The sequence below is a fragment of the Jiella pacifica genome, from assembly GCF_010500815.1.
GTDB lineage: Bacteria > Pseudomonadota > Alphaproteobacteria > Rhizobiales > Rhizobiaceae > Jiella > Jiella pacifica.
On the sequence record NZ_JAAAMG010000049.1, the window covers coordinates 1 to 12,271 of the forward strand.

At 62.2% G+C, this 12,271-nt stretch carries 16 protein-coding genes and 1 pseudogene; 13 read left to right on the forward strand and 4 right to left on the reverse strand.

The features are described 5' to 3' along the window. The 12 genes and pseudogenes from GTK09_RS27300 to GTK09_RS26700 form a co-directional block, all read left to right on the forward strand. On the forward strand, positions 1-230 hold a 230-nt coding region (locus GTK09_RS27300), incomplete at its 5' end, for a hypothetical protein (protein WP_203561228.1). 237 nt (positions 231-467) lie between these two features. Further along, complete coding sequence (locus GTK09_RS26650) at positions 468-1,166, forward strand: SCO family protein (protein WP_163466421.1); 699 nt, start codon at positions 468-470, stop codon at positions 1,164-1,166. Next, positions 1,167-1,634, forward strand: coding sequence for a copper chaperone PCu(A)C (locus tag GTK09_RS26655; protein ID WP_163466422.1), 468 nt, complete (start codon positions 1,167-1,169; stop codon positions 1,632-1,634). Beyond that, complete coding sequence (locus GTK09_RS26660; protein WP_163466423.1) at positions 1,631-2,209, forward strand: DsbE family thiol:disulfide interchange protein; 579 nt, start codon at positions 1,631-1,633, stop codon at positions 2,207-2,209. The genes GTK09_RS26655 and GTK09_RS26660 overlap by 4 nt, the downstream gene beginning before the upstream one ends. A gap of 5 nt (positions 2,210-2,214) precedes the next feature. Beyond that, positions 2,215-2,778, forward strand: a complete 564-nt coding sequence (locus GTK09_RS26665; protein WP_163466424.1) for a TlpA family protein disulfide reductase — start codon at positions 2,215-2,217, stop codon at positions 2,776-2,778. A gap of 65 nt (positions 2,779-2,843) precedes the next feature. Further along, positions 2,844-3,617: a DsbA family protein gene (locus GTK09_RS26670; protein ID WP_203561229.1), complete on the forward strand. Its 774-nt coding sequence runs from the start codon at positions 2,844-2,846 to the stop codon at positions 3,615-3,617. 3 nt (positions 3,618-3,620) lie between these two features. Beyond that, entirely contained in the window at positions 3,621-4,361 is a 741-nt protein-coding gene (locus GTK09_RS26675; protein ID WP_163466425.1) for a cytochrome c biogenesis CcdA family protein, read from the forward strand. A 67-nt stretch (positions 4,362-4,428) separates the two neighbouring features. After that, on the forward strand, positions 4,429-5,094 hold the full coding sequence (locus tag GTK09_RS26680) for a cytochrome c oxidase assembly protein (protein WP_312869973.1): 666 nt from the start codon (positions 4,429-4,431) through the stop codon (positions 5,092-5,094). Positions 5,095-5,107: 13 nt separating this feature from the next. After that, positions 5,108-5,572, forward strand: a complete 465-nt coding sequence (locus GTK09_RS26685) for a copper chaperone PCu(A)C (protein WP_163466426.1) — start codon at positions 5,108-5,110, stop codon at positions 5,570-5,572. A 96-nt stretch (positions 5,573-5,668) separates the two neighbouring features. Continuing rightward, a complete protein-coding gene (gene lspA, locus GTK09_RS26690) occupies positions 5,669-6,139 on the forward strand; it encodes a signal peptidase II (RefSeq protein WP_163466427.1) in 471 nt (156 codons plus the stop codon). A gap of 107 nt (positions 6,140-6,246) precedes the next feature. After that, entirely contained in the window at positions 6,247-7,743 is a 1,497-nt protein-coding gene (gene lnt / locus GTK09_RS26695; protein ID WP_203561230.1) for an apolipoprotein N-acyltransferase, read from the forward strand. Positions 7,744-7,746: 3 nt separating this feature from the next. Then, positions 7,747-8,064 (forward strand): annotated as a pseudogene (locus GTK09_RS26700) (ISKra4 family transposase); the annotation flags it as partial. Here GTK09_RS26700 and GTK09_RS26705 read toward each other — a convergent pair. Then, complete coding sequence (locus GTK09_RS26705) at positions 8,041-8,568, reverse strand: transposase (RefSeq protein ID WP_163466429.1); 528 nt, start codon at positions 8,566-8,568, stop codon at positions 8,041-8,043. The pseudogene GTK09_RS26700 and the gene GTK09_RS26705 sit on opposite strands and share 24 nt — an antisense overlap. Before the next feature lie 55 nt (positions 8,569-8,623). Here GTK09_RS26705 and GTK09_RS26710 point away from each other — a divergent pair, with 55 nt between their 5' ends. After that, positions 8,624-9,403: a polysaccharide deacetylase family protein gene (locus tag GTK09_RS26710; RefSeq protein ID WP_163466430.1), complete on the forward strand. Its 780-nt coding sequence runs from the start codon at positions 8,624-8,626 to the stop codon at positions 9,401-9,403. Between the two features lie 486 nt (positions 9,404-9,889). Here the strand turns inward: GTK09_RS26710 and GTK09_RS26715 are convergent, their stop codons facing one another. The 3 genes from GTK09_RS26715 to GTK09_RS26725 all read right to left on the reverse strand — a co-directional run bounded on the left by GTK09_RS26715 (position 9,890) and on the right by GTK09_RS26725 (position 12,148). Then, positions 9,890-10,651: a DUF1223 domain-containing protein gene (locus tag GTK09_RS26715; RefSeq protein WP_203561231.1), complete on the reverse strand. Its 762-nt coding sequence runs from the start codon at positions 10,649-10,651 to the stop codon at positions 9,890-9,892. Positions 10,652-10,898: 247 nt separating this feature from the next. Beyond that, positions 10,899-11,582, reverse strand: a complete 684-nt coding sequence (locus GTK09_RS26720; protein ID WP_163466431.1) for a ParB N-terminal domain-containing protein — start codon at positions 11,580-11,582, stop codon at positions 10,899-10,901. 131 nt (positions 11,583-11,713) lie between these two features. Further along, positions 11,714-12,148, reverse strand: coding sequence for a heparan-alpha-glucosaminide N-acetyltransferase domain-containing protein (locus GTK09_RS26725; RefSeq protein WP_312869974.1), 435 nt, complete (start codon positions 12,146-12,148; stop codon positions 11,714-11,716). Positions 12,149-12,271 lie beyond the last annotated feature (123 nt).

Consider the following 12,271-nt stretch of genomic DNA (forward strand, 5'->3'; position numbering starts at 1 on the left):
CCACGGCGAACATTCCCGGCCGCTCTCCCGACAAAGGAAAACAGCCTAACCACTGGCCGGATTTTACTCCGGCGCGGCAGCCCCAACTGGCGCCGCTTCGTGGCCTACTTTCTCACCGCCCTACACACGTTGGCGCGGTCATCGCGGTCATATTCTTCCGCTCGGCCTTTCGCGTTCTTTCCGAGGCATGGCCGCAATACCGGGCAGCCTCGACAACAGCGGCTGAGTAAAGCTCACCGGCCTTCAAAGGACGCCCAAGTCTCGCCCACGAGCGTCGACAGGTGCGGCAATCTGCTTTGTGAGATCTGTTGACCTTATAGCCGCTATAGGCCGCATAGTCCGGCGATGACATCGGGTGGCATGTTTCGGGGTTCGCTCGTCTGAAGGACTTCGCCAGAGCCATCGACCGGCGCTCCGGAGCTGACCTTCTAGCGCCGGTAAGTCCGGAAAGTAGAGGCTATCTGCACATGCCCAACAGAAGATTGAAAATCGCAATTGCCGCTGTCTCCGGGGTCGCCAGCCTCCTCCTGATCGGAGCGATTCTGACCGTCTATCTGGCGCCGAAACAGGGCTTCGCCACGGTCGGGACCACGGGTGAGAGCGAGTTCGTCAAGCCTGGATCCGTGCCGATCGGCGGTTCGTTCACCCTCGTCGATCACACCGGACAGGCCGTCACTCAGGACGACTTCGAGGGCAAGTACCTGCTCGTGTTCTTCGGCTTCACCTACTGTCCCGACATCTGCCCGACGACGCTCGGCGAGATCGCCAAGACCATGGACCTGCTGGGCGATGACGCCGGCGCCGTGCAGCCGCTCTTCATCAGCGTCGATCCAGAGCGGGACACGCCCGAGGTCCTGGCCGAGTACGTCGCCGCGTTCCACCCGGCAATCATCGGCCTGACCGGCACGCCTGAACAGACCGACGCCGTCGCAAACGCGTATCGCCTTTATTACGAGAAGACATCGGCGGAAGGAGAGGCAAACAGCTCTTCGGGAGCGGATGACGACGGCAGCTACACGGTCAACCATCAGGGCAACACGTACCTCATGAGCCCGGAAGGCGAATATCTCCGGCATTTTTCCTATGGCACGCCCCCGGAGGACATGGCGGCGTCCATTCGCCGGGCCATCGACGAATTCGGCGCCCCCACCACGGAAGGTGCATAGATGCGAGCCTTTTTATCCTCCTTCCTGCTGACCTTCTCGGTTCTGCTGCCGGCAACGGGCAATGCCCAGGACGAGCCAGGTACGGTTCGAGTCGAGCAGCCATGGGCGCGGGCATCGATCGGGACAGCACGGCCCGCGGCGGCATACCTGACGGTGATCAACGAGGGCGAGGATCCGGTTCGGATCGTCGGCTTCGAGACTCCTGTGGCTGAGCAGACCGAACCGCATCGCACGGTCGCGGAAAACGGCATGATGAGAATGCAGGCCGCCGGCGCTCTGGAAGTGCCCGCCGGCGAACGCATGGTTTTTGAACCTGGCGGCCTGCATCTGATGCTGATGGATCTGGCCGAGCCGCTTGAGGAAGGCGAAAGCTTCCCGCTCTCCGTGCGCTTCGCGGTTGACGCTCCCATCACAGTCACCGTCCCTATTCTGGGCGTGGGCGCCCAGGGCCCGGAAGCAGACGAATGAGCACGCCGAGCGCAACGGAGCGCGTGGGGGAACGGCGCAAGCCGCTGCGTCTGGTCCTCTTCATGCCGCTGGCGGCGTTCATCGGGCTGGCGGCCGTGTTCGTTTGGGGGCTTGGCCGCGATCCCAGCCAAATCCCCTCGCAGCTCGTTGGAAAGCCCGTCCCAGGATTCACCCTGCCGCCGGTCCAGGGGCGGACGCTCGGGTTCTCGAGCACGGACCTGAAAGGCGAGGTGTCGCTCGTAAATGTCTTTGCATCCTGGTGCGTCGCTTGCCGGGACGAGCACCCCCTGCTGATGGAATTGAAGGAGAATGGCATCGTTCCGGTTCACGGCATCAATTACAAGGATCGGCCGGAGGATGCCGCACGCTGGCTCGGCGCGCTCGGCGATCCCTATACTCGGACCGGCGCCGATACCGATGGCCGGGTCGCGATCGACTGGGGTGTCTACGGGGTTCCCGAAACCTTCATCGTCGATGGAGACGGCACGGTCGTCTACAAGCAGATCGGCCCGATCACCGAGGCGGCCTTGAGGGAGACGATCCTTCCACTCGTCGAGCGGCTGCAAGCGGAGTGAGGGGGATGCGCATGACCCGCGGCCGCTTGTTGTTTGCCCTCCTCGTCATCTGTCTCGGCCTGGCGGGCGCTGGAACGCTTCTGCTCAAGGCCGAGCCCTCGGGTGCGACGCGCACCGTCGCGGATCTCACCTTTGAGAATTCCGAAGGCAATTCGGTCAGCTTGGCGGATTTTCGTGGCCAGGCCGTTTTGCTGAACATTTGGGCCACGTGGTGCCCGCCGTGCCGTGAGGAGATGCCCTCGCTAGACCGGCTCCAGGCCGAGCTCGGCGGGCCGGATTTTGAGGTCGTGCCCCTATCGATCGATCGCAACGGGCTCGATGCCGTCCGTCCCTTCTTCGCTGAGATCGGCATCGAGAACCTGGACATCTATCTCGACCGGCCTGCTGACAGCATGAAGGCCCTCAATGTTCTCGGTCTTCCCACGACCCTGCTTATCGACAGCAACGGCCGCGAGTTGCAGCGCTGGGCCGGGCCGAAGGAATGGGATAGTCCGGAGGTGATCGCGGAGATCCGCGGCTATCTCGATCTCACTGATGCCTCTTCGCGCTCGGACACGGTATCCCAATGAAACATGCGAAGCTAAATCGTCGCGACCGCACCCACTCTGCCAAGGCGGGCCATCGAAGGTAGCGCATGTCAAAACGAACTATGGGCTTCACTGTTTCGCTTGCGCTTTCGGTCCTGGCTGTCGGCCTGTCCGGAGCAGCACTCCTTTTTGCAACCGGTATGCTGGACACCGAGAGGCCTGTCTCTGCGGACTTTGCTTCGCAGGCCCGGAGCTATCTTCTCGAGAACCCCGAAGTGCTGGTCGAGTCCTTCCGTCTTCTTGAGGAGCGCCAACTGGCAGCCGAGACCAACGAGCTGCAGGCCGTCATCGCCGAACGACGCGACGAGATCTTCAACGATCCGGCTGCGCCCGTCGTCGGCAATCCGCAGGGCGCGGTCACGCTAGTCGAGTTCTTCGATTACAATTGTCCCTATTGCCGCAACGCGACCCCTATTCTGGCTGACGCCGCGGAGGCAAACGACGAACTGCGGATCGTCTATAAGGAGTTCCCGATCCTCGGGCCCGGTTCGGAGTTTGCGGCGCGGGCGGCACTCGCCTCGCAGAGGCAGGGGAAATACGAGCCGTTCCACGAGGCCATGATGGCCTATTCCGGGTCGATCGACGAGAGCTCGACCCTAGAAATCGCCGCCCAGGTCGGCCTTGATATCGAGCAACTCAAGCAGGATATGCAGGACCCGCCGATCGAGGAGGCGATCGGCCGCAACCTTGCACTGGCGCAAGCTCTGCGGATCACCGGCACGCCGACCTTCATCGTCGGCGACGAAATCATACGCGGCCTCGTCGATGCTGCGACCTTAGAACGGATCATCGCCAATGCGAGAATGCCGGGCGAGGGCTGAGCGGTGTTCGAGATCTCCAATATCGGCGTCCTGACGGCGCTTGCGGCGGGCGCCATATCGTTTCTCTCGCCATGCGTGCTGCCGCTGGTGCCGGGCTACATCTCGTACATCGCAGGCAACTCGGCGGGCCGCGGCGAACCGTCGGGTTCGAGCGGCGGCCGCCTCTCCACGCTGTCGCTCAGCGCGTTCTTCGTGCTCGGTTTTTCGACCATCTTCATCGCCCTTGGCGCGAGCGCCACGGCCCTCAGCCGTCTTCTTCTGGCTTACCGCTATGAGACCAACATCGTGGGCGGCGCCATCATCATCGTCTTCGGCGTCTTTATGACCGGCCTGGTGCGGCTGCCCTGGCTGGATCGGGACGTGCGCTTCCACAGCGAGGTGCGGGGCGGTCGGCCTCTCGGCGCCTACCTTTTGGGGCTTGCTTTCGGCTTCGGCTGGACCCCTTGCATCGGCCCGGTCCTCGGCGCGATCCTAACCGTGAGCGCCCTATCCGCGACGGCTTCGGACGGCATCGCCCTTCTCAGTATCTACTCCATCGGGCTCGGTCTGCCCTTCCTCGCATCGGCGCTGTTCACGGAAGGGCTGGCGAAGCGCTTGAAACCGATGCGGCGCGTGGGGCGGCTGCTCCAGATCGGAGCGGGTGGAATCATGATCGCCATGGGCTTTGCCATGATCACCGGCAAGATGTCGATGTTGGCCTTCTGGCTGCTTCAACGGTTCCCGATATTCGGGAGCATCGGTTGAGGAGCACAGCATCACAGTCGCATGCCGTCACTTGCCGGAGTGCAAAGCCAGAGTAGCGAAAGCGTGAGTGTTGAAGACAATGAAATCCAGACTATCGAAAAACGTTCGTGTCGTAGCAGCTCTAAGCCTCATCCTGGTGTTCATGACAGGGCTCGTCGCCTACTCTCCGACGCTGTATCAGCTTTTCTGCCAAGTCACAGGTTATGGCGGGACTGTGCAACGGGCCGATGCCGCCCCTCGCCCGGTCTCCGAATCAAACGAGATCGTGACGGTTCGCTTCGACGCGAATGTCGGCGCAGGACTGGCGTGGGAGTTTCGTCCTGAGCAGCGTGAGGTGAAGACCCGCTTCGGTGAACCCGTCAGGGCATACTATTATGCTAAGAACCTGTCGGACGAGACGCTTGTCGGCCGGGCCGTCTTCAACGTAACACCTTATCAGACCGCCCCCTATTTCTTCAAAATCGAGTGCTTCTGCTTCACCAATGAGAAGTTGGCGCCCGGCGAGAGTGCGCGCATGCCGCTCGTCCTCTATGTCGACGAGCAGATGCTTAAAGACGAGGACACCAAGGGCTTGCGCGAGGTCACGCTCTCCTACACCTTCTACAAGCAGGACGATCTCTCGCCGGAGGAGGTCGAGTCCGCCCGGGATCTCAAAACCGGATCACAAGCTCTCGACGCCGCGCTGGAGGCTCGCACCCCAGCCGAGTTCGATAACGACGCGCCACGGCGATGAGGAGGGATCCTCGATGAAAAGACATCGCCGTCATTTGACCCGCAGGCAGCTGTTGGGAGCCTTGGCGGCACTCGCCGCGCTCCTTGCTCCGACCGTCCCGAGAGCGCACAGCTACAAGCTCGGGGACATCGCCGTAGGCCATATCTGGGCGTCGGCGCCCGAGAGCGGCGAGGGCGTCGCGGTGTATGGCCCGATCCTGAACCGGGGGGATGGAGCAGCACAACTCACCGGCGCTTCGACGCCGGCGGCCGAGCAGGTGCGCATCCGAATGGCGACGGAGGGAGAGGAGCACTGGGTTGATTGGATTGATCTCGAGCCCGGTAAGCCTCTCGCCTTGGCACCCTGGCGCCAGCACCTGTGGCTCACAGACCTGAAACGTGAGTTGAAGGAAGGCGACGCGTTCGAGTTGCTCCTTGATTTCGGACAGGCTGGGACCTTAACGGTGCAGGTCGAAATCGAGCCGGAAGGCGGCCATTGATTCACTATTTCGCTCTTGGCCGGATAGCTGCGGGGACGACCCTCCCGATGCTCCGCCGTGGCTTGAGCTTGAACTCTCTTGCGGAGAACGCCTGCCATGCTGCGGCTCGGATTCCTCGTTGCCTTCCTCTGGTTCGTGGTCGATCAGACCTCCAAATGGTGGATTGCGAACCATGTCATGGACCCGCCGCAGGTGATCCCGATGACCGGCTTCTTCAACTTGGTCCTCGGGCGCAATACGGGCGTCAGCTTTGGTCTCTTCGGCGATGCACCGCCCTGGATGCTGGTGGCGTTCACCGCGACCGCGGTTCTCGCTCTCTTCGTGTGGATGAGCCGCGCTGAAACTCGCCCGACCGCAATCGCGCTCGGGCTGATCGTCGGCGGCGCCATTGGCAATGTGGTCGACCGGCTGCGCCATGGCGGCGTGACGGATTTCTTCGACTTCTATGTCGGCCAGTGGCACTGGCCCACCTTCAACATGGCGGATGTCGGCATCGTCTGCGGTGTCGGGCTCCTGCTGCTGGAGAGCTTTCCGCCCGCGAAGCGGGCTGAGCCTTTTCGGACTTGATCGACCGCGGACGAATGCTCGACTTGGGTCACAACGCCAGGCTCAGTGCGCGCCTCGGGCATCGTAGGGCCGCCGATGATTCAGTATCGCTGGTGCTGCGGTGCATCTTGGCGGCCAGCTTCGGTGGGCTCGGTGCACTTTCCCTTGCGCCCTTCTTTTGGACGCCACTCCTCTTCCTCGCCTTCACTGGTCTTTTCTGGCTGGTCGATCGGGCCCCGACCTGGCGGGGCGCATTGCTCGTGGGATGGCTGTTCGGGCTTGGCCACTTTCTGATCGGTCTCAGCTGGATCGCCGAAAGTTTCTATGTCGACGCCGAGCGGTTCGGTGATCTCGCAATTCCTGCAGTGGGAGGACTAAGTGCGTTCCTGGCCTTATTCCCAGCCCTCGCGTGCAGCGCCGCGAAGAGAGTTGGTGCCACAGGATGGAGGCTGCTCCTTGCTCTTGCAGCGTCGTGGAGCGCGGCCGAATGGCTGAGAGGTCACGTCCTCACAGGCTTTCCGTGGAACCTGATCGGCTATGCCTGGGGCGTTACCGACGAGACGCTTCAAGCCGCATCGATCTTCGGCATCTACGGTCTCGGCTTCGTGACGGTCATGCTGGCCACACTGCCAGGGCTCGCGCTTAGCGTTATCGCCGAGCGAGGAACGCGGCGCTGGGCGCCTCTCGTCATCTCAACCATTGGTGTTCTCGCATTGTGGGGCTTCGGTGCGATGCGGCTCGCAGGACCGATGCCCGCGGATGTACCCGGTATTCGCCTGCGCATCGTGCAGGCCAGCATTCCACAGGCAATGAAATGGGATCCTGCCGAGAGCGAGCGCATTCTGGCCCGCTATATCGCTCTCAGCACGCAGCCGGCCTCCGCCGCGCCGACCCACATCATCTGGCCGGAGACGGCCGTTCCCTATTTCATTGCCGAGGACGCAAGCGTCCGAAACGCCATGGCCACGGTGGTCCCGCCTGAAGGTGCTCTCCTTACCGGAGCTGTCCGCCGCACAGCGGACTTTGAGAGAGATCCGGCCCTGCTCAACAGCCTCGTCGCTCTCAGCACGTCCGGAGACATCGTCGCAGCCTATGACAAGGTCCGGCTGGTCCCGTTCGGCGAATACATGCCGCTTCGTCAGATCCTGCCGCTGCAGAAGCTGACCGAGGGCAGCATTGAGTACGTCCCGGGTGATGCGCGCACCGTGCTCGCTGTGCCTGGCCTGCCCCCAGTCGGCCCAATGATCTGCTACGAGGCAATTTTCCCGAATGCCGCATGGCAGGAAGGGCGGCCCAGATGGCTCCTTAACGTGACAAACGATGCTTGGTTCGGCACTTCTTCAGGCCCTTACCAGCACTTTCTGGCAGCACGCGTGCGAGCGATCGAGCAGGGGCTACCGCTCGTGCGCGCGGCAAACACGGGCATCTCGGCTGTCACCGATGCCCATGGCCGGGTAAAATCTTTGCTGCCGCTGAACGCGGTTGGGGTCATCGACGCGAGCCTTCCTGCCGCTATGGAGGGCGAAACCTTCTACTCCTTGTTCGGAGATGCTCCGTTCGCACTAGCCGTGCTGCTTGGTCTTGGAATAGTCATCATGAGCCCAAGATGCAGCGCGCGCTCCTGACGATATCCGAAACTGAAAGCGTTCCTCAAGACGGCCGAGGAGTTCGCCACCTACATTCGGCGCAACGCGCATGCGATCCCGAACTACGGCGAACGCTACCGCAACCACGAGCGGATCGCGACCTCATTCGTGGAGTCCGCCGTCAACGTCGTGATCGGTAAGCGCTTCGATAAGAAACAGCAGATGCGCCGCGGCGCTCACATGCTGCTGCAGATCCGCACGCGGATACTGGACGGCACTCTCCACGATCTGTTCGACGAATGGCATCCCGGCCGCGCGGCGAACGGCGATAATCCGTCAGATGAGGCAGTTGCGGCGTAGCGCACCCCACAGTTTTTCCTCACATTGGGAGGATAAGGTCAAGGGGATCGCATCGAGGTGACATCGACAGGTCTCCGGCGCATTTCGGTATCCAAGGTCCGAGCCCTTTGGCGCCGCTTTAGGAGATACAGGCGCTCCTGCTCGCTCGCATGCGCGGTCTTTTTTCCACGTCAGGCTATGGCGGTCGAAGAAGCGCCAGAGGGTGCCGATCCCGACCTTCACCCCGCGATCTTCGTCCAGGCGGCGCTGCATCTCGGCCAGGGTGAGGTCGTCCTCGCCCTCGATCAGTCCAAAGAGGAAACCCGCCTGTGCCTCGATCCGGCCTGAGCGACAATCGCCGCCCACCGGCGGAGGGTCGCTGCGTCCAGCCCAGTCCTGCGAGCGCCAGCGAACAGCCGTCGCAATCGCAATCCCGAAGCGCTCGGCAGCCGCATGGGTCGAAGCGCCCTCGCGCATCGCTCGAAGGACCCGATGCCGAAGATCAATCGACAATGCTCGTGCCATTCCCTTCGACGCTCTCTTTCCTTCCGTGTCGTGGGTGGCCCCGATCGGCGTTTCCGTGGACGGCAGGAGACAGATCTACGCCGCCGCCAGCAACGAGAACACCTATACCAACCTCTGGACCCGTCAGTTCTACGGCTTCCGGCTGTTGCGCGAAACCCTGAAGAACACCGAGACGCCGCGGCGTCTGAAGCCGATCAACGTCTATTACCACATCTACGCCGGTGAACGGCTCGCCAGCCTCAATGCCTTGATCCAGACCCTCGGTGAGGTCGGGAGCCAGGAGATCTTACCGGTCTGGACGAGCACCTATGTGCGGATGGCACAGGGCTTCTACTCGACGCGCTTCGTCGAGCTCGCACCGCGGAGCTGGCGGATCGAAGACCGCGGCGACCTTCAGACGATCCGCTTCGATCATGCGCAAGAACTCTCCGTCGATCAGGGCCGATCCTCTGGCGTCCTCGGCTGGCGACATCACCAGGGCAGTCTCTACGTGGTGCTGGATCCCGTCGATAAGGCTCCGGTGATCACGCTCGGTCCTCGACGGCAGGACCGCGCAGGCATGCGCCCCGCCCTCATCCAAAGCAGCTGGCTGATCGAGGATCTCCGCCTTCGGGACGACGGCTTCTCCTTCCAGGCCGGCGGGCTCGGGCCCGGCCGAATGCTGTGGCAGGTCCGGCTGGGCGGGACATACAGGCTCTCGTTCGAGCGAGATGGATATGCCGCGACCGAGACGGTGGCCGCCGATGGAGAGGGTGTCCTGAGCTTCGAGCTCCCGGCCCGGGAGCCCGAGAAGCGCCCCGTCGAACTGGCGCTGCAAGCGCCTTCTCACACGTGATCGGAAACGATCATCCCGGGCTTGCCTCGGGCGGCGATCAAAGTAGTCAGCTCGCGAGCGACACGACGGCCATCGTCGAGGCCACGGGCGGTCAGGCCCTCGGTCACGGTCGCATCGGCGTCCGAGCCGACGGGTCTGTGGCGATACGAAGGCCGACGAGGTCGCGGAAGCTCGGGTACGGGCTGTCGGCCAGCACCGCGGCGCCGATCTCCCACGTACAGCCGGGGTAGAAGCCGAGGATGACGTGCGGAAAGGGATACCGAGTTGACCCCGCTGGTCCGGGAAGATCTGAAGCTGAAGTGCGATCCTCACGGCGGCGAGTTTCTCCGTCTTCCGGGGCCGTCGTGGTTCCTGATGAAGAACCTGGCATGACGGGGTCGGCGCGTCGCGTTATGCTGGGCGTCCGGAGATGAGGCGCTTCGCCGTCTGCCATTTCGATGCCCTGAATGGGCCTAGACCGACCGGCCTGGACCCATGACGTCGAGCCTAAGAAACCAGGACGGCGGCCGCGACGATGGGGCCCAGCTTTCCCTCGCCGGTCATGGTCTGCAGCAGCGCCGCGTAGCCGACCTTCTCGCCCTCGGGGCCCTGGAGCAGCGAGATCGGGATGTTCACCTCGACCGGCTTCTCAGTGACGGTGCCGAGCACGCGCCAGTCGCGAACCATGTTGGTGTTGACGAGTTCCAATCCCTGGTTTTCACCGTTGTCGACAAGCGTGATTGCCTCGTCGCGAAAGGTAACGAGGATCAGGACCAGTTCGCCGGTCCTTGGACGCTGCGGCTTCACCATCTCCGCGTAAACCTGCATGGTGGTGCCGTCGTGCGTCAGGCGGATGCTCGTCTTCTCGCCTTGCGGAGCGAGCTTAGTGTCCTGCATCGCGCCTTCAATGGCGCGCTTGTGCGAGCCGACGACCTCCCTCTGGCCGTTTATGATCATCTGAGGGGTGTAGATCGACCTGGATTGGAGGGCGGCGCCATAAGCGCGCTGGCGTTCGGTGTTCTGGCGGGTGCCGTAGACGTCCTTCCAGCCGATATAGTCCCAATAATCGACGTGATAGGCCAAGGCCACCACGCCGTCGCGCCGGGCATAGTCGCCCAGCAGCCGATCGGCCGGGGGGCAGGAGGAGCAGCCTTGGCTGGTAAACATCTCCAGCACGCTGCTGACATCGGCGCTGGTCGCCACGACATTCTGGGAAAAGGCCGATTCGGCGCTGGCGAGCATCAGCAGGAACGTGATCAGCGTTCGCACGGGACACCTGCGTGAATGGTTCGTGGCTCGGCGGCAAAGCCGTTCATGTAGGCTTTCCAACATGGCTGAACATTACGGAGCGGCCAGCGCGTCAGCTAGTCAATTCAGGGTGAGAGACGGTCGGCAAAGGCCCGATGCTGGAAGACCGCCTGTCCAAAACCAGGCGGCTTCCCCGCATTTGACGAACAGGGTGGCAGCTCGCGATTTTAGAGGCAGCTCGCAAGATACTGCTTAAAGAAGCTCAGAGCTATCTCCGGCATTCTCTCATCGCCGAAAGGGCCTTCTCGAGTTCCTCGATTATCACCCGTCGATCATCGGCATCGATCATGGCCTGAAAGGACGAGTGAAGCTGCTGCAAGCTTTTCCTTGCCGACGTAAGGTGCGAATGCTGGTGAGCTCGCCCTGAAGGCCCATCTTGCAGTTTTCCGCTTGCGACGTCGCTGATGCTCGCTGCCACTATTGGAAAGTCCTTCCTCATCCAGGCGTGGATCGTTCCAATGGGCTTACCTAAATCGGCAGACATTTCTCTGTACGATTTTATCTTCCCTTCCGGGAGAACATGCTTCCCAGCCTCCACATAGGCTCGAAAGACCTTGCGAAGCTCCCTCGAACTAAGTGGGGTGCCTTGCTTAAGAGCGGCCATCCCGGCCATCCAGAGGGCGACATCGCGGGTGGTCTTGTAAATCTTCGCTTCGATCTCCCGAACATCAAGGCGCTCTAGCGCCTCTATGCGATGCCATCCGTCGACCAAAATGAAGATGCCGCCGACCTGTGCCACGATCACCAGCGGCACAGTCTCGCCGGCGCGATAGCTGTCCTCATAAGACTGTACATGCTCCAGATTTAGCTTGCTCCGCATCCGAAACTGCTCATCCCGCACCAATTTGTCGAGGCGCAGTGTGGCAGTCACAGGACTGCTGCCCGTCACCATAAGTGCCGCTCTCCCAGTTCAATACGCAGCTAGAGCTGTCTTTCTGTGCCGGTTCCATAGTGTCATTTCGTTCGAGCCTGGTAGCTGAGCGCCAGCGTCTCACAGACGCGGTCCCGACCCGCGGCCTTTCATCACAGGTTGGCCTCTATGACAGCCGACATCTCCTCCGGCGACAGGGCGCCCACGTACCTCTTTCCGTTCACGAAGAAGGTGGGCGTGGAATCAACCCCGAATTCGCTTTGTCCACGCTCTTGCGTTGCAACGACCTTCGCCTGCAGGTCGGTGTCCTGGAGGCATGCCGTGAAGGTGACGATCGAGATCACCGCGGCAGCCGCTGCCACCTTGGCGAGGCGCTGGCGAAATTTGCGCCACCGCACACCGTTCCCGTGCGCGAGGACAAGGCTGACACCGGCGAGGAACATGAAGGAGCCGGCGAGCGCCCGCGCGAAGATGATGACTGGCTCGCTGAACATCATATCAGGCGAGGCAAAGCCAAAGAAGCTCAGATCCCACCCGAAGTGATAGACGACGACGCCTAGAATGGCCAAACCGCGCCATATGTCGATTGTCCCCCGTCAGCGCCTATCGCACAGATTTGAGGTTGTGATGTGAGGAGGGTTTGGGCTTCGTCGTAGTGACGAAGGAACGAAGATGAAGCCCAAACCCTCCAATCCAAAATCGCCGGCCAA

Coding starts and splice junctions, on each gene's coding strand:
- GTK09_RS26650 (WP_163466421.1), top strand. CDS start 468: ATGCCCAACAGAAGATTGAAAATCGCAATTGCCGCTGTCTCCGGGGTC.
- GTK09_RS26655 (WP_163466422.1), top strand. CDS start 1,167: ATGCGAGCCTTTTTATCCTCCTTCCTGCTGACCTTCTCGGTTCTGCTG.
- GTK09_RS26705 (WP_163466429.1), bottom strand. CDS start 8,568: ATGGCACGAGCATTGTCGATTGATCTTCGGCATCGGGTCCTTCGAGCG.
- GTK09_RS26665 (WP_163466424.1), top strand. CDS start 2,215: ATGCGCATGACCCGCGGCCGCTTGTTGTTTGCCCTCCTCGTCATCTGT.
- GTK09_RS26685 (WP_163466426.1), top strand. CDS start 5,108: ATGAAAAGACATCGCCGTCATTTGACCCGCAGGCAGCTGTTGGGAGCC.
- lspA (WP_163466427.1), top strand. CDS start 5,669: ATGCTGCGGCTCGGATTCCTCGTTGCCTTCCTCTGGTTCGTGGTCGAT.
- GTK09_RS26670 (WP_203561229.1), top strand. CDS start 2,844: ATGTCAAAACGAACTATGGGCTTCACTGTTTCGCTTGCGCTTTCGGTC.
- GTK09_RS26720 (WP_163466431.1), bottom strand. CDS start 11,582: ATGGTGACGGGCAGCAGTCCTGTGACTGCCACACTGCGCCTCGACAAA.
- GTK09_RS26660 (WP_163466423.1), top strand. CDS start 1,631: ATGAGCACGCCGAGCGCAACGGAGCGCGTGGGGGAACGGCGCAAGCCG.